Raw genomic sequence first — 16,325 nt, forward strand, 5'->3', positions numbered from 1 at the left:
CTCGAAGGGAGCATAGAACCTCAACCGCGCTTGAGGTCCAGTCGACATGACACACCTCACACGGTGGCGGCCGCCTCGGATGCGGGGGCCTCGCGGTCGATACGGCGCCCGGACACTGCGTCGAAGACGTGGACGTGCGCAGGGTCGGTGGTCACGTGGACGGTATCGCCGGGCGCGGCGCGGCCATGCCCCTCGACCCGGATGACGACGTCCTGCACCGCCCCCTCGATCGTCGAGCGGCCGTAGAGGTAGGAGTCCGCGCCCAGGTTCTCGACGACACCCACCTCGACGGGGAGCCCACCCTCGCCCGAGCCCACCAGCCGCCAGCTCTCGGGACGGACGCCGACCACGACGTCCCCAAGGACAGATGAGGGCAGGGCCGCCGCGGTCGGCACCGCGTAGCGGCCGACCCGAACCCCGCCGATCTCGGCATGGCCTGCCATCAGGTTCATCTGCGGCGACCCGATGAAACCGGCGACGAAGCTGTTGGCCGGGCGCTCGTAGAGTCGAAGCGGCGTGTCCACCTGCTGGATCTCACCGTCCTTCATCACCGCGACCCGGTCGCCCATCGTCATCGCCTCGACCTGGTCGTGAGTGACGTACACCGTCGTGACGCCCAGCTCGCGCTGCAGCCGGGCGATGTCGGTGCGCGTCTGCACGCGCATCTTCGCGTCCAGGTTCGACAGCGGCTCGTCCATGCAGAACACCTGCGGCTGACGCACGATCGCCCGCCCCATCGCGACCCGTTGGCGCTGGCCGCCCGAGAGTGCCTTGGGCTTGCGGCCGAGGTAGTCCGTCAGCCCGAGGATCCGCGCCGCGTCGGCGACCCGGGCGTCCCGCTCCGCGCGGGGCATCTTGGCCATCTTCAGTGCGAACCCCATGTTCTCTGCGACCGTCATGTGTGGGTACAGCGCGTAGTTCTGGAAGACCATCGCAATGTCCCGGCTCTTGGGAGGCAACCGGGTCACGTCGCGCTCGCCGATCCGGATCCGGCCGGCGTCGACCGTCTCCAGGCCCGCGAGCATCCGTAGGGTCGTGGACTTGCCGCATCCCGACGGTCCCACGAGGACCAGGAACTCGCCATCGCCGACCTCCAGGTCCAGTCCGGGTACGGCGGGCCCGTCAGCGCCCGGATACCAGCGCTGCGCGCCGTCGAAGGTGATCGTGGCCATTGGTGCTCTCCTTGGTGTGGTCCGGTGCCGTCGTGGCAACGTCGTGGTCAGTAGCCGCGTCCCGGGTTGAGGATCCCGAACGGGTCGAAGGCCTGCTTGACGCCGCGCATGAGGGCTCGCTCCACCGAGCCGACCTGGCGGTCGAGGTGGGCGGTCTTGAGGCCACCGATGCCATGTTCTCCGGTGACCGTGCCGTCGAGGTCGAGGGCCGCTTCGACAATCCGGTCGAACGCCGTCCGGGCCCGGCCGCGGGCGCGGTCGTCCGCGGCGTCGAAGACGATCGTCGGGTGGAGGTTTCCGTCGGCGGCATGCCCGAAGGAGCCGATGGTGACCTGGAGGGCGGCCGCGACCTCCTCGACCCGAACCTGCATCTCGGGCAGCCGGTGCACGGGCACGCAGACGTCGTCGAGAATGACCGACCCGAGCTGCTCGAGCGCGGGCAGCGCCATCCGGCGCGCCTGCATGAGCGCCGTGCCGTCCTCCTCGTCGTGCGCGACGAAGACGTCCCAAGCGCCGGACGCGCGGGCGAGATCAGCGCAGGCCTCGAGATCGGCCTGGGCGTGCGGACCGTCGCACTGCAGGACCAGGGTCGCCCCTGCGTCCTCGTCGAGTCCCATCCGGGTCGACCGGTTCACCGCCCGGACAGTGGTCCGGTCGAGGAACTCCAACGTGCTCGGCGTGGCCGCCGCGGTCATCGCCAGTACCGCGTCCAACGCGGCGGCCGGCGAGGCGAAGGTGACAGCCGCCGTGGAGGTCCGCCCAGGCACCGGTATCAACCGCATGGTGGCCTCGACGATCACGCCGAGAGTGCCCTCCGAGCCCACGAGGAGCGAGCGCAGGTCAAGCCCGGCGACGTCCTTGCGAGTGGCGCGTCCCACCTCGATGACCTGACCGCCGGCGAGCACGGCGGTCACCTGGAGGACGTGGTCGCGCGTGACGCCGTACTTGGCGCAGCACATGCCCCCGGCGTTGGTGGCGATGTTCCCGCCGATCGTCGAGATCTCCTTGCTGCCGGGGTCGGGCGCGTAGCGCAGTCCGTGGGTTCGTGCCGCGAGGTCGAGGGCGGCGTTGAGGACGCCGGGCTCCACCACCGCCGTCCGTGCCCGCGGTTCGATACCGATGATCCGGTCCATCCCCGCGAGGTCGAGGACGATCGCGCCGTCCAGGGCGTTCGCTCCCCCGGCCAGCCCGCTGCCGGCGCCGCGGGGCACGACCGGGATCCGTAGGTGCTGGGCAATCGCGAGCGTGGTGACGACGTCATTCCGCCCGGCGGCGAGTACGACGGCAGCGGGATAGCCGGCTGTGGATCCGAGACTCTGGTCGAACCGGTAACGCTCGGTCGACTCAGGTGCGGTGAGCACCCGGCCGGCCAGCTCGCCGGACAGGACGCTCCCCACCTCCGCGGGGTCAGCCGTCAACACTGAGGATCTCCGACTCGAGGCGCCCGATCCCGCTGATCGACACCGTCACCCGGTCACCTACCTGCAAGAACTGCGGCGGGTCCTGGGTGGCCCCGACCCCGGCCGGTGTGCCGGTCAAGATGACGTCGCCGGGCAACAGCGCCATCCCCACGGACAGCTCGCTGATCAGTCGACTGACTGGGAAGATCATCGTGGCCGTGCTGGCGTGCTGCTTGGGCTCTCCGTTGACGTCGAGCGCGACCTCGAGCGCTTGGGGATCGGGCACCTCGGCCCGCGTGACGATCGTGGGGCCCATCGGACAGTGGGTGTCGAAGCTCTTGCCCTTGAACCACTGGTTGCCATGCCGTCGCTGGAAGTCACGCACCGATATGTCGTTGGCCACGGTGTAGCCGAAGACATGGTCGAGGGCCTCATCCTCGGCGATGTCGCTCCCGCCGCGACCGATCACCACGGCGAGCTCTCCCTCCCAGTCGAGTTCGGTGCTATGGGCGGGATAGCGGACCCGCGGGCCCGGCCCGACGACCGTCTCGGGCGTCTTGCTGAACAGCGCGGGGTGTGCCGGGACGGGCGGCAGCTCGACGTCACGCAGTTTGTGCCCCTCCTCGTAGTGCGGCATGTAGTTCCAGCCGACGCAGAAGAGGTTGCGTCGCGGGCGCAGAGGTGCGAGCCACTCGACGCCCGCCTCCGGCTGCGCGGCGCCGGCCGGTGACCGCTCCTCCAGCAGTGCGGCGAGCCCGGGGTCGTCGATCACGTCAAGCACAGACGAAAGCGGCCGGCCGGCCATCTCGGCGGCCGGGGTGACCGAGCCGTCCGACTCGACCACGACCACCTGCGGGGTGCCGTCCAGCAGTGCAGTGCCAATCCTCATGTCTGTGCAGTCCTTCGGGTTCTCAGGTGGGTGGGGGCTCAGCCGCCGTGAGGCAGCGGTGCGGGGAACGCGACGGACGACCGGTAGAGCAGGTCGACGAGCTGAGTCGCAGCCCACGCGTCATCGTGCGTCGGCAGGCCGGTCGGCGGGACCCCGCAGGCGGCCGAGACGAACGCCGCCACACCGGCATCGATCCGCGCCAGCGGGTCGGTGGTCGAGACGGGTGCGGCCTCGGGCTGCCGACCGGGCCGCGACAGGGTTGCCCCGGGCGGGTTCCACGAGACGTCGAAGGCCGCGCGCTCGCACTCGATGCGGAGGCTGAAGCGACGCCGCGCCGCGAGCGCGCACGACTCCAGCCGTACGACGGTGCCGGCGGCGGTCCGCAGCAGCCCGTAGCCGTCGGCCTCGACCTCGCGGCTGACCCGTGGGTCGGTCCGGGTATAGGCGACCGCGTCGACGACCGGGTCGTCGACGCAGATCTGACGAACCAGGTCGACCGCGTGGATGAGGTTGTTGAGGATGGGGCCACCGCCGGAGACGGCACGATCGGCCTGCCAGGGACGTTGGGGCTGAGGTCCGGGGTTGAAGCAGATGTCGATGCTGCGCACGGCGCCGACGTCGAGCGCCGGGTCTGCCAGCCGGCGCAGCGTCCAGGCGACCGGCTCGAGGAACCGGTTGAAGAATGCGACCATGAAGACGGAAGGTGTCTGGCGCGCGAGCTCGACGATCTCGAGTGCCGCCGCGGTCGACGGCGCCAGGGGCTTCTCGCACAGCACGTGAAGACCCAGCGCGACGGCCCGTCGAACATCGTCCAGGTGAGCGAAGGGCGGCGACGCGACCGAGACCGCGGCCGGTCCCTCCGCCTCCAGCATCGCCGCGGTGCTCGGATAGCTCCGGGCACCGGTCGCCTCTGCGAAGGCAGCCCGCGCGGCGGGTGAGGGATCCGCTCCGGCGACGACCTCGGCCCCGGCAGCCGCGTAGCCGCGCGCGTGCAGCAGGCCCATCCGGCCCAGGCCGATCACGCCGACCCGCAGGGGAGCCGGCGATGCGGGGTGCTCAGGCAAGGTGCACCCCGCCGTCGACGTTGACCGTCTGGCCGGTGATGAAGCCGGCACCCTCGGTGCACAGGAAGTGCACGAGCGCGGCGACCTCAGCCGGCCGGCCCATCCGGCCGAGCGGCACCGCGCTGGCGACGCTCTCGAGCAGGCGACCAGGCTCCAACGCCTGCTTCTCGACCCCGAACCTCCGGTCGATCGGCGCGTTGAAACCGGTGTCGATGACTCCGGGACACACGGCATTGACCCGGATGCCCCGCCCGGCGAGCTGCAACGCACTCTGGCGGCTCACCGCGATGAGCGCGGCCTTGCTCGCCGCGTAGGCGACGAACCGGCTGCCGACGCCGCGGCCGGCGATGGAGGCGATGTTGACGACTGCGGCGCCCTGCGCCGCGGTGAGCAGCGGCAGCGTCCCCTGGAGGACGAAGCAGGCTGCCCGCGCGTTGATGTCCAGGCTCCGGTCCCATCCGGCGACCGTCGCGTCGTCGAGGCCTTCCATGACGAGCAGGCCGACGCCGTTGACGAGCGCATCGAGTCGGTCGGTGATCCCGGCGACCCGTCGCAGGAGCTCCGTGACGCTGTCGGGGTCGGCGGCGTCGAACTCGACGTGATGCACCCCGCGAGCGGCGAGCCGGTCCGGCAGCGGGTCGCGGTCGGCGACGACGACCCGCCACCCGTCGTCGAGGAAGCGCTCGGTCACGGCCGCGCCGATGCCGCCGCTTCCGCCGGTCACCAGGGCCCAGCCGGTCCGGGCGCTCATCGGGAATCCCCCGTGGTCCGCTCGTCCGTCCGCTCCTCGGTGCGCTCGAGTCCGAGCTTCCGCATCGTCGCCGCGTCGGTGTAGGAGAACAGCACGGCCTCCCCGGATCCCGCGTTGTGCTGGTGCCAGGACCAGCCGGGGACGACGAAGGAGTCACCCTCCGCCCAGTCGTAGGTCTGGCCGTCGATCGTCGTGGAGCCGCGCCCTTCGGCCACGTGGTAGATCGCCGATGACACGTGGCGGTGCGCCCAGGTCCGCTGACCCGGCCTGAGCAGCTGCAGGTACGCCGAGCTGGTCGGCAGTACCGAGCCGCCGTCCGCCGGGTTGAGGTACTCGAGGATCACTCCGTCGTACGGCGACACGGGCTCGTCGCGCAGCGCGTGCAGAGTGGCACGGGCCTTCGCCCACGGGTAGCTCAGGATCGGCGAGCCGTACGCGTCGTGGGTCTGCCCCACCGGGCGCATCCCCGAGGCCCAGCGCTCCCACGACATCTGCGCGTCGGTAGTGACGGGATGGCGGACCTGCTCGTGGCGCTGATAGAAGACCGCGTTGAGCATGAGCACGAGCGGCGTGTCGAGGCAGTCGAGCCACACCACCGGCTCGCTCGTGTCGTTGCCGTGATCGTGCCAGGACCAGTTGGGGGTCAGCACGAGATCGCCGGGGCTGACCCGCATCTCGTTTCCGGCGACACCGGTGTAAGCGCCCTCGCCGGCGATGACGAACCGGAGCGCCGAGGGCGTGTGCCGGTGCGCGGGCGCGATCTCGCCGGGCAGCACCGACTGGATACCCGCGAACAGAGTGGCCGTCGTCGAGGCCGGCAGGTGTGCGAGGCCGGGGTTGATCAGCATCAGCGCGCGTCGGTCGGCCTCCTCCGCGGTGACGAGATCGCCGGCCTCGTTCACCAACGGGGCGACATCCCGCCAGCGCCACAGGTGCGGCACGGCCGGCTGGACCGGGTTCTCGGTCATCACGTCGGCCAGAACGTGCCACAGGGCACGCATCGACTGGTCCTGCAGCCGCGCGGCGAAGTCCGCCTCGCGGTCGGGGAGCAGCGCCACCGGGTCAGGTTGGGGCTGGTCGATCGGTTCCCTCATGAGGAGTGCCTCTCTCGTTGTTCCGGGCTGAGGTCGGGCTGGGACGGGCTAGAGATGGTGGATGCGGCCGGCGTAGGGCGCGAGCGTCGCGGCATTGGCAGCACGCGCCTCGGGCGACCGCGCCGCGACGATGACCTCGGGCTCGCCGCCGGCCCGAAGGATGGCGGCGACCGTCTCGACAACGAGCAACTGGCAGATCACCGCACCGGTCGCCGTCGCGGTGGCGCCCACCGCATAGGGGCCGACGGGGACGACGGCGTCGTCAGGGTCGATCGGGTTGCGTATCCAGAAGTCCGCGATCTCCTGGGCAGTGCGTCCGGCCGGGTGGGCCGTCCCGCCAGCCGGCGGGTCGGAAGCGACGACCACCGTCGTGACGCCGCGCTCCTCCGCCCAGAGACACGCGTCGACCGCCGCGACATTGGTTCCGTAGGGCGTGAACACGACGAGCACCTCGCCGGCCCGGATGTCGTGGGCGTCGAGCACCGCACGCGCGTGACCGACCTGACCGTCGTACGCGCCGATGTCGAGCGAGCCGACGTCGCCGACGCCGGTCAGCGCGAGGTCGTAGACGGCGTTGACCTGGGCGAGCCCGCCCGCGCGGTAGAACAGCTCCTTGGCGAGTACGAACGAGTGCCCCGATCCCCAGGCGTGCAACAGACCGCTGCCGCCCAGGCTCGCGGCGATCGCCTCAGCCGCGGGCACGATCTGCGCCGAGACGACCGCCTCGATCTCGCCGATCTTCGTGGCGACCCGGCCGAGGTAGGCGGACGACAGCGTGCCCGGCGATGTGTCGATGACCATCAGACATCGTCCCACCGCGGGACGGGCGTCGCGTCGTCGAAACGGACAGCCACGGCCTTCTCGCGGGTGGCTCCCTCGACCGCACCGCGCGCGTAGGCGTTGCCGACCCCACTCGATTTCGTGCCGCCGAAGGCGAGGGCCGGGTCACCGGTGCGGGGGGTGTTGCCGTAGACCGCTCCGACCTCGAGCCGTTCGGCGACGCCGAGCATCCGGCCGACGTCACGAGTCCACACCGTGGCGGACAAGCCGTAGTCCACAGCATTGGCGATAGCCACGGCCTCGTCTGCGTCGCCGAAGGTCAGCACCGTCAGCACCGGGCCGAACACCTCCTGACGAACGATCGGAGAGTCTGGGTCGACGTCAGTGAGCACCGTCGGCGCGACATAGTTGCCGCCCGACGGGGTGCCACTCTCGGCCCCGACCAGCCGACGCGCCCCGCCGTCCAGCGCATCCCGGACGTAAGCGTCGACACGCTCCTTCTGTGCCGGGAATGCCAAGGGTCCGATGTGCGTCTCCGAGGCGAACGGGTCGCCCACCCGGACCTTCTCGGCCCGTGCGGCCAGCGCCGCGACCACCTCACCGGCAACCGACTCCTGCACGAGCAGACGAGTGCCGGCGGTGCAGATCTGGCCGGCGTTGGCGAACACACCCCAGACCGACGCGCTGATCGCGCGGTCGAGGTCGGCGTCGTCGAAGACGATCGCCGGTGACTTGCCGCCGAGCTCCAAGGTCGCCTTCTTGAGGGTGCGGCCCGCTGCCTCGCCCACGGCGCGGCCGGTGCTGACGCTGCCGGTGAAGCTCACCCCGCCCACGCCAGGGTGCTCGACGAGCAGAGCACCCGTCGAGCCGTCGCCGGTCACGACGTTGACCAGGCCCGCAGGCACGCCGGCCTCGACCGCGAGCTCCGCCAGCCGCAGAGCGGACCGCGTCGCATGCTCCGACGGCTTGACGACGACGCCGTTGCCGCAGGCGATCGCTGCCACGACGCGTGCGACGAAGGTGGTCGAGGGCGCGTTCCAGGGAGTGACGACGCCCATGACGCCGAGGGGCTCGCGCACCGTGTACATCAGGTGCCCGCCCACAGCAGGGACCTGGCTGCCGCAGAGCGCGTCGACGGAATGCGCCCAGTAGCGCGTCCACTTCACGGCCGACTCGATGTCACGCTGGCTGTCGATGAAGACTCGACCGACATCGAGGGCGTCGAGCCGCGCCAGCGCGTCGCGCTCGGCCCGGATCCGATCGCCCCACGCCCAGATCCGCTCGGCCCGGTCGACCGGCGCGAGCGACCACCAGGCGAGCTGCGCCCGGGCTGCCTCCCTCACCGCGGCGTCGACCGTCACGGCGCCGGCGACGGCGACCGGCTCGAGCGGTCCGTCTCCGGTGGGGCTCGTGCGCTTCACCCACCCCTGCTCTGCGTCCTCCGCGAGCCGTCCGGCGATGAACGAGTGGATTCCTGATGACATGCGTGCTCCTATGTGGTCTGACCTCACGCCATAATGTACGAATGATCCGAGTCGAACGCAAGGAGATCACCTCGTGAACCCAAGAATTCCGTCGCGGGAACAGGCCCGCACCCGTGCCCTGGACCGTCTGATCAAGCAGCGCCGCGACCTACACCGGCACCCAGAGGTCGGCTGGACCGAGTTCCGCACGACCGCACTGGTCGTGGCCGAGCTCGTCGCCGCCGGCTTCGACGTCACCTTCGGCCGCGAGCTGTATGACGGCGCGCCGCGGATCGGCCTGCCTCCCCTCGAGTCGATCGAGGCCGCCTGGGAGGCGGCCCGTGACGACGGCGTACCGAACGCGGTGCTGGACCCGATGCGGGGCGGGTTCACCGGCGCGGTGGGCCGCCTTGACACCGGACGGCCCGGACCGGTCCTGGCGATGCGCTTCGACCTGGACGGGCTGCCCCTGCAGGAAAGCCGGGACGAGCACCACCGCCCGGCCCGGCTCGGCTTCGGCTCCGTCCACGATGGGGTGATGCACGCCTGCGGTCACGACGGTCACACCGCCGCCGGGCTCGCGGTCGCCCGGGCGGCCGAGGTGCTCGCGTCCGACCTGTGCGGCGAGCTGCGGCTGTTCTTCCAGCCGGCCGAGGAGGGGGTGCGCGGTGGTCAGGCACTTGCATCCGGCTCGGCCCTCGACGGGGTCACCCATCTCATCGCGTTCCACCTCGGCCTGACCGCACCGACCACCGGGCAGGTCGTCGCCGGCGCCACGGACCTGCTGGGCACCGAGAAGCTCCGGATCCGGTTCACCGGCGAGCGCTCACACGCCGCCCTCGCGCCCGAGGGGGGCCGCCACGCACTGCTCGCAGCGGCGACCGCGGCACTCGGCGTCCATGCGATCGGCCCCCACAGCGCCGGGCCGACACGGGCGAACGTCGGACTGCTCCGATCCGGCACGAGCGCCAATATCATCCCGGAGAAGGCGGAGATGCGGCTCGAGCTCCGCGCGTCGCACGATGCCGCGCTGGCCTGGCTGCGCGACCGGACCCGAGCCGTGCTCGAGGGCGCCGCCACGGCATACGGCTGCGAGGTCGAGCAGGAGGTGGTCGGCCGGGCCACGATCGGAAACAGCGACGCCACCCTCGCCGCCGTGGTGGCCGATGCCGCACGCCGGGTCCCCGGGCTGCGGGAGATCGTCGACGCACGCACCTTCGGCGCCAGCGACGACGCCGCCGACCTGATGACGGCCACACAGGAACGGGGCGGTCTGGCCACGATGACGTTGGTCGGCGCCGACCTCGCCGGCGCTCATCACACGGACACCTTCGACTTCGACGAGGCCGGGCTCGTCCACCTGGTCGACCTGGCGACCGAGTGCGTCATCGAGGTCCTGGGCTAGCCGGAGCTCGCCGTCGTGAGTTCGACGAAACGGCGGCGTAGCGAGGCGACGGCCGCCCGCTGCGCCGTCGTCACGGCGGTGACGCAGTTGGTCAGCAGGATCGCGATCTGACCGCTCTCGTGTGCCCAGGCGCCGGTGCCGGTGGAACCGATCTGCCCGATCATCCGTCCGCGGGCGAGCGAGCCGCCCGACCAACCGGGCGAGGCGATCTCCCAGCCCAGGCCTCGGTCCGGCGCCGGCGCGGCGGCGTCCGCCGCGGGGCCGCGCGAGCGCAGCCGGGCGAGTTCCTCGAAAGCAGGCCCGGGCCGGGCCAGCCGGGCCACCGCGGCCGCGACGCCGGACGCGGTGCCGAACAGCCCGGCATGTGGGGCGACGCCTCCCAGGCTTGCGGCGTTGCGGTCGTGCACCTCACCGACGAGGTCACGCTCGCGCCAGCCGCAATGATCCATCGGCGCGACCGCAGCGCCACCGGGCACCGCGAACGCGAGGTGCTCGTCCGCGTGGCGAGCGAGGTATGCCGCCGCGGCCTCCCTGAAGGTCGTGCCCATGGCGCGGGCGATCACTTCGCCCAGCACGATGAAGCCCAGGTCGCTGTAGGCATTGTGGTCGAACACCCCGTCGCGCGTCCTCGGCGCCGGCGAACCGGCCGGCAGGTGCAGGACCCGGTACAGCGCGGTGCGCTCGTCCACGCCCCAGGTGTAGAGCGGTGTGGTCGGCGCTGCCCCCGAGGCGTGGCACAGCAGGGACATCGGGGTCGCCCGGGCCAGGGTGCCCGTGGGCGGCATCCAGGTCCAGCCGACGTCGGGCAACAGGTCCTCGAGCGGAGCATCCGGGTCCAGTAGCCCCTGGCGCATGCACCCGAGCACGAGCGGAACGGTGACCAGCACCTTGGTCAGCGATGCCAGGTCGAACCACGTGTCGACGGAGGCGGGCGCTCCTGCCGCGTCCTCACCGACGGCGACCACGACCTGGTCCCCTGGCTCAGGAGATCCCGGCCGGAGCACGATCGCAACGGCGGCGCTCGCACCCGTCCCGGCGCTACGCAGCAACCCCTCGATACCCGCCGCCAGGTCAGCGCTCCAGCGTTCCACCGCTCATCCCTTCATGCCGCCCACCCGCATGCCGTCCATGAAGTACCTCGACAAGGCGAAGTACAACAGCACGACCGGAAGCGCGGCAATCGTCGCGGCCGCCATCAGCAGGCCGTAGTTCGTGTTGAACTCACCTTGGATCGACGCCATGCCGATCTGCAGCGTGTACTTGTCAGAGTCGCGCAGCAGGACCAGCGGCAAAGTGAAGTCATTCCAGTGCTTCAGGAAGGTGAAGAGGCCCAGCACGGCCAGCGGCGGCTTGCAGAGCGGGAGGATGATCCGGGTGAAGATCCTCCACTCCGAGGCACCGTCCAGCCGCGCGGCCTGGATCAGGTCGGTCGGGATGGTGGAGATGAACTGGCGCATCAGGAAGACGCCGAACACGTCTGCCAGGCCGGCCAGCACCACCCCGCCGAGGCTGTTGGCGAGCCGGAGGTCGTTGAGGATCAGAAACAGCGGGATCAGCGTCACCTGCGCGGGCAGCGCCATGGTGGCGAGGATGACAGCGAAAGCTGCCCGCTTGCCGCGGAACTCGAACTTCGCGAAGACATAGCCCGCCATGCTGTCGATCAGCAGGTGACCCAGCGTGATCGCCGTGGCAACGATGAGCGTGTTGACCACCCAACGCATGACCTGGGTCCGCTCGAAGAGCAGACGGAAGTTCTCCAGGGTCGCGTGCGCCGGATAGAGGTCCGGGGGCGTCTTGATCACGAATTGCCCGGGCGTGAGCGCCGTGGTCACCATCCAGTACAGAGGGAACAGCGAGATCAGCCCGGCGAGCGCGACGACGCAGACGCTCGCCGATCGGAGCACTCGGTCCTTGGTCACCAGTTCTCCTAGTACTCGTGGTCCGACTTGAGCAGCCGGAACTGAAGGGCCGTGAAGGTCGCCGCGAGGGCGAAGAGGACCATGGCGATGGCGCTCGCCTTGCCGTACTCGCGGTACTGCAGGCCGGCGACGTAGGTGTACTGGGCGAGGGTCATCGTGGCGTACCCCGGACCACCACCGTTGGTCATGATGTAGACGCGCTCGAATAGCTGGAACGCCTGGATGGTGTAGATCACCGACAGGTAGAGAGTGACCGGCTTCAGCAGCGGCCAAGTGACCGCGAAGAAGGTGCGTATCGGCCCGGCTCCGTCGACCGACGCCGCCTCGTAGAGTTCCTGAGGAAGCCCGGACATGGCGGCGCTGTACATGACGACTCCCCCGCCGGGCAGTACCAGGATGGTGCTGAGGATCAGCGTCGCCATTGCCTGTGACGGCGACGCGAGCCAGTCTTGACGGTCGATCCCGAGCCCCGACAGAACGCTGTTGGCGAAACCGTAGGCGTTCGGGTTGAAGATCCACTTCCAGACCATTGCCTGGATGATCACCGACACGACCAGCGGCAGGTAGTAGATCGCCCGGAGCGGAGCGGCCACGCGCGCGGACAGCGGCCGCAGCATGGCGGCGATCACGAGCGCCAGCGTGATCTGGAAGGTGACGACGACGACAGTGAAGAGGACGGTGTTGGTCAGCGCCTTGCGGAAGATCGGATCACCGGCGAGTGTCCGGTAGTTGTCCAGCCCGACCCAGGTCCTACTGCCGGGGGCGGCGTCGAAGAAGCTCAGCCACACGGCCTGCAGCACCGGCAGCACGACGAAGAAGACGAACATGACCACCGTCGGCGCCAGCATGAGCAGGACGAAGTACGGCGGTCGCCAGCTCCGCCGCGGCCGGGTCTGCAATTCGTCCTCGCCCGGCGACCGATCCGGTGCGTCCGCGACGCCGCTCATCATCCTGCCTCCCTCGGACGCAGCGCTCTTTTCTCGAGTCAAGGCGCTACCCCAGCAGCCCTTGTACAGGCGCCGCGATCTCCCGTAGGGCCGCCGACGCCGACTTCTCACCGGTCAGCGCGCTGTCGCGGGCCGGCCCGAGGTACTGCCCGTCGATCTGGCTCCATTTCTCGATGTTGGGCTGGACGTAGACACTGTCGAGGAACGAGGCGATCTTCGCCTTCGCCGGGTGGTACGCCGCGAAGTCCCCCCGCGCGCTCGCCCGCGCCGCGGGCGCCTGCCACCACTGCAGCTTCTCGCCCGCCAGGTCAGCGCCGACCTCGGGGCCGGTGATGTAGGAGGCGAAGAGCTGCGCCGCGCCGACCCGGTCCTCGTCGTCCTGCTGGAGGACGCCGACGTAGCCCAGCGCCGTCCAGGTGGTCGGGTCCCCCGCACCCCGCGGACTGGGGACGACGTCCCAGTCGGTCCCGTAGCGCCACGACGGGTCCGAGGACAGCTGCGTGGCGAGGGCCGCGGGGTTCTGCAGGACGCTGACCCCTCGGTTGACGAACAGGTTGACCGAGTCGTCGTACGCGAACGAGACGACCCCCGGGGCGGCCGACCCGTCCGCCACAACCTCCGCCCACTTCGTCAGTGCCGACGCCGCCTCCTTCGACGAGTACGTCCACCGGGACTGATCCTTGTCGAGCGGTCGAGCCCCGTCGAGGAGCATGAAGGAGTAGTCCCCTGAGTAGAACGCCCACCCCGCCCTGTTCTCCGCCACGCCCGACAGCCGCTCGAGCGACGAGCGGAAGGTGTCATAGGTCCAGCCGTCCGTGGGCACAGGCACACTCGCCTCGCGGAAGTGCTGCACGTTGACGAACTGGAACCACGGCACGATCCAGAGCGGATACCCCGCCAGCTCGCCCTCGACCCGCGATGCGGCCAGCGCACTGGCGTCGTAGTCGGCGAGATCCGCGCTCCCCAGGTCGGGGATCGCCAGCGCGCCGGCCGCGGCGTACTTCAGCAGCTCGGGACCGGTACTGGAAAAGACGTCCGGGCCCGCACCCTGTTGGAGGATCGCGATGTCGTACTTCTGGTTGGTCGCGTCGCCGGCCGGATCGCCGATCGGCTTGACCGTGATCGTGGGATACCGCTTCTGGAATGCCTTGATCGCCGCGTCCGTCGTCACCGAGTCGGAGTTGGCCCCGCCGGGGCTGTAGTTGCGGCGCCAGAACTCGATCGTGGTCGCCTGCTTCGGCGCCCGCGCCGGGACCTTCGTTCGCGCGGCAGCACCCCCGCCCGATGTACCGCCGAGGCCGCATGCCGCGAAGGAGGTGGCGAGACCGAGGCCCCCGGCCATCTGCAGGAATCCGCGCCGGGTGCTTCCCGGCGCGACAACGGTTCGAACCATGCGACGCTCCAATGCTCAAGGTGTAGGCGTACTGTGGTCCAACCACAGGCCACTGTCAATAGCCTGTCTGTGCAGACTTGAATTGTGGCCTGTGGTCGGACCTCATGCTAGGTTCCGGGCATGCGAACAGGCGTGTATCGGCACCTCAATCCCCTGGCGATCCACTACGGCGCGGGCGTGACCGCCGAGCACCTCGACAGCGAGCTCACCGCGCTCGGCGCGTCCCGGGCCGTGATCGTTACCGCCGACGCCCTGCTCGGTTCCCCGGCCATGGCCTACCTGGTGGCCTCGTCCCCCGCACTCGTCGCTGAGCGGCTGGTGACGGTCCGCGCCCACGCCCCGTTCCAGGACGTCCTCGCGATCGCCCGCCTCGTCCGTGCGTCGTCTGCCGACGCCGTCGTCGCCCTCGGCGGTGGCAGCGCGATCGACGCCGCCAAGCTCGGCTCCCTGGCGGCCAGCGGCGCTGACGAGGTCCTCCACCCGGGCGACCTCTCCGCCCTGGCCGCCCGGCCGCCGGCCGCCGTCGTCGCGAGCCTCGCCGTCCCCACCACGCTCTCCGCCGCCGAGCTCTGCGGCGCGGCCGGGTACGCCGACCCCGATTCACGCACCAAGGTCGGCATGTTCGTGGACGCGATGAACCCGGCGGCGGTGTTCTATGACCCGGTCGTCACGGAGGACACCCCAGAGCAGCTCTGGACCAGTACCGGCATCAGGGCGCTCGACCATGCGGTCGAAGGGCTGCTGGCCGGCACCAACCCCATGAGCGACGAGCTCGCGGCGGCCGCCGTACCCGCGCTCGTCAACGGGCTGCGGCGCTACGGCAGGGGCGACCGGTCCTCCCAGGTCCGTCTCGAGCTTCAGATCGGCGCGTGGAAGGCCTACAACGCGCCTCGCGAGTCGGGCGCCGGTCTCAGTCATGTCATGGGCAAGGCGATCGGATCGGTCCACGGCATTCCGCACGGCATGACGTCGTGCGTACTGCTCCCGTCAGTTCTGCGCCACTACGCCGCCCACCCGGCCGGCTTGTCCGGCATCGAGCGACTCCGTGCCGGACTCGCCATCGACGCGCTCGGCCCCCGGGACATCCTCGACGCGGCCGCCGATCACATCGAGCAACTGGTCGGCGAGCTGGCGCTGCCCACGTCGCTGCGCACCTTCGGCGTACTGCCGGAGGCGCTGGCCGCGGCCTCCGCGGCGGTCGCGGAGCGAACCGGCGTCGCAGCGAACGACGTCCTGCGGATCTATCAGGCAGCGGCGGATAGGTGAATCCGGCCTAACGAGCGGTCGGGAAGCCCTTCGGCCCGGTGACGTGGGCGAGGAGAGCCGCAGAGGCGCGCGCCGGGTCACCGGAGCGAACCGCGTCCAGGATCTCGCGATGCTGCGCGACGAAGAGCGACCGCGCCGCGTCCCACTCCCCGAGTTCACCGAAGCCTTCGAGCATCCGTGACTCCAGCAGACCGCGGCACGTCTGGACGACGTGGGCCGCGAAGCGGTTGCCGCTGACCTTCACCAGCTCGAGGTGGAACTCCATGTCTAGTCGGGCGAACTCCCGCGCGTCGGCGACGGTCTGGGACTCGCTGACCAGCTCCAGCGCACGCGCGAACGTCTGATCTGTCGTCTCGTCGCCGGCGAGCTTGACGACGGCGAGGTTCTCGACAGAGCGGCGGAACTCGATCACCTCGTCCAGCCCGAAGTACTGCAGTCCCACCTGCAGGGACATGATCACGTTCATCGCGTCGGCCGGCTCAGACTGCACGAACGTACCCGCGAGCGGGCCCGACCCGGTTCGGCTGCGGACGATCCCGACGGCCTCCAGCACCGCGAGGCCCTCGCGCAACGAGGTGCGACTTACATTCAGCATCTGGGCGAGCTGGCGCTCGGGAGGGAGCCGGTCCCCCGCGGCGAGCCGCCCAGCCAGCACCTCGTCATTGAGGCGGTCGAGCACCTCGAGGTGGGCAGGGATGCGCTCCAGGGGAACAGGCCGCAGGGCGGCGACAGGCACGTCCTGGTTGCGGGGCATCAGGGCTCCATCCGTGGTCGGACATCAG

15 protein-coding genes are annotated in these 16,325 nt (G+C 70.5%); 2 read left to right on the forward strand and 13 right to left on the reverse strand.

The window, feature by feature from the left end; translation table 11 throughout:
* Nucleotides 1-56 precede the first annotated feature (56 nt).
* The 8 genes from KVF89_RS07440 to KVF89_RS07475 are packed head-to-tail and all read right to left on the reverse strand — an operon-like array spanning nt 57 to nt 8,634.
* Complete coding sequence (locus KVF89_RS07440) at nt 57-1,172, reverse strand: ABC transporter ATP-binding protein (protein ID WP_257424599.1); 1,116 nt, start codon at nt 1,170-1,172, stop codon at nt 57-59.
* A 47-nt stretch (nt 1,173-1,219) separates the two neighbouring features.
* Nucleotides 1,220-2,593 carry an FAD-binding oxidoreductase gene (locus KVF89_RS07445; protein WP_257424600.1) on the reverse strand — a complete coding sequence of 458 codons (1,374 nt, stop codon included), beginning with the start codon at nt 2,591-2,593 and terminating at the stop codon, nt 1,220-1,222.
* Nucleotides 2,580-3,461 carry a fumarylacetoacetate hydrolase family protein gene (locus tag KVF89_RS07450; RefSeq protein ID WP_257424601.1) on the reverse strand — a complete coding sequence of 294 codons (882 nt, stop codon included), beginning with the start codon at nt 3,459-3,461 and terminating at the stop codon, nt 2,580-2,582. The genes KVF89_RS07445 and KVF89_RS07450 overlap by 14 nt, the downstream gene beginning before the upstream one ends.
* 38 nt (nt 3,462-3,499) lie before the next feature.
* Nucleotides 3,500-4,525 carry a Gfo/Idh/MocA family protein gene (locus KVF89_RS07455; RefSeq protein WP_257424602.1) on the reverse strand — a complete coding sequence of 342 codons (1,026 nt, stop codon included), beginning with the start codon at nt 4,523-4,525 and terminating at the stop codon, nt 3,500-3,502.
* Entirely contained in the window at nt 4,518-5,276 is a 759-nt protein-coding gene (locus tag KVF89_RS07460) for an SDR family NAD(P)-dependent oxidoreductase (RefSeq protein ID WP_257424603.1), read from the reverse strand. The genes KVF89_RS07455 and KVF89_RS07460 overlap by 8 nt, the downstream gene beginning before the upstream one ends.
* The gene (locus tag KVF89_RS07465) at nt 5,273-6,370 is read right to left on the reverse strand and encodes a cupin domain-containing protein (RefSeq protein ID WP_257424604.1); all 1,098 of its coding nucleotides are present in this window, start codon (nt 6,368-6,370) and stop codon (nt 5,273-5,275) included. Before KVF89_RS07465 ends, KVF89_RS07460 begins: the two co-directional genes overlap by 4 nt.
* A 48-nt stretch (nt 6,371-6,418) precedes the next feature.
* On the reverse strand, nt 6,419-7,171 hold the full coding sequence (locus KVF89_RS07470) for a sugar isomerase domain-containing protein (RefSeq protein WP_257424605.1): 753 nt from the start codon (nt 7,169-7,171) through the stop codon (nt 6,419-6,421).
* Nucleotides 7,171-8,634: an aldehyde dehydrogenase family protein gene (locus KVF89_RS07475; RefSeq protein ID WP_257424606.1), complete on the reverse strand. Its 1,464-nt coding sequence runs from the start codon at nt 8,632-8,634 to the stop codon at nt 7,171-7,173. Before KVF89_RS07475 ends, KVF89_RS07470 begins: the two co-directional genes overlap by 1 nt.
* Before the next feature lie 73 nt (nt 8,635-8,707).
* Between KVF89_RS07475 and KVF89_RS07480 the strand changes: the two genes are divergently transcribed.
* Nucleotides 8,708-10,018, forward strand: a complete 1,311-nt coding sequence (locus KVF89_RS07480; protein WP_257424607.1) for an amidohydrolase — start codon at nt 8,708-8,710, stop codon at nt 10,016-10,018.
* Here KVF89_RS07480 and KVF89_RS07485 read toward each other — a convergent pair.
* Genes KVF89_RS07485 through KVF89_RS07500 form a run of 4 tightly spaced genes read right to left on the reverse strand, consistent with a single transcriptional unit; the run spans nt 10,015 to nt 14,277 of the window.
* Complete coding sequence (locus tag KVF89_RS07485; protein ID WP_257424608.1) at nt 10,015-11,109, reverse strand: serine hydrolase domain-containing protein; 1,095 nt, start codon at nt 11,107-11,109, stop codon at nt 10,015-10,017. The two genes, KVF89_RS07480 and KVF89_RS07485, sit on opposite strands and share 4 nt — an antisense overlap.
* Before the next feature lie 3 nt (nt 11,110-11,112).
* Nucleotides 11,113-11,937, reverse strand: a complete 825-nt coding sequence (locus KVF89_RS07490) for a carbohydrate ABC transporter permease (RefSeq protein ID WP_257424609.1) — start codon at nt 11,935-11,937, stop codon at nt 11,113-11,115.
* A gap of 8 nt (nt 11,938-11,945) precedes the next feature.
* Entirely contained in the window at nt 11,946-12,884 is a 939-nt protein-coding gene (locus tag KVF89_RS07495; protein WP_257424610.1) for a carbohydrate ABC transporter permease, read from the reverse strand.
* Between the two features lie 46 nt (nt 12,885-12,930).
* Complete coding sequence (locus tag KVF89_RS07500; RefSeq protein ID WP_257424611.1) at nt 12,931-14,277, reverse strand: ABC transporter substrate-binding protein; 1,347 nt, start codon at nt 14,275-14,277, stop codon at nt 12,931-12,933.
* 120 nt (nt 14,278-14,397) lie between these two features.
* Here KVF89_RS07500 and KVF89_RS07505 point away from each other — a divergent pair, with 120 nt between their 5' ends.
* Nucleotides 14,398-15,543, forward strand: coding sequence for an iron-containing alcohol dehydrogenase (locus KVF89_RS07505; protein WP_257424612.1), 1,146 nt, complete (start codon nt 14,398-14,400; stop codon nt 15,541-15,543).
* A gap of 7 nt (nt 15,544-15,550) precedes the next feature.
* On the opposite strand, the gene KVF89_RS07510 is transcribed toward KVF89_RS07505, so the two are convergent.
* Complete coding sequence (locus tag KVF89_RS07510) at nt 15,551-16,297, reverse strand: FadR/GntR family transcriptional regulator (protein WP_257424613.1); 747 nt, start codon at nt 16,295-16,297, stop codon at nt 15,551-15,553.
* Between the last annotated feature and the right edge of the window lie 28 nt (nt 16,298-16,325).

This window comes from Nocardioides carbamazepini (assembly GCF_024614185.1).
GTDB classification, from domain to species: Bacteria; Actinomycetota; Actinomycetes; order Propionibacteriales; family Nocardioidaceae; genus Nocardioides; species Nocardioides carbamazepini.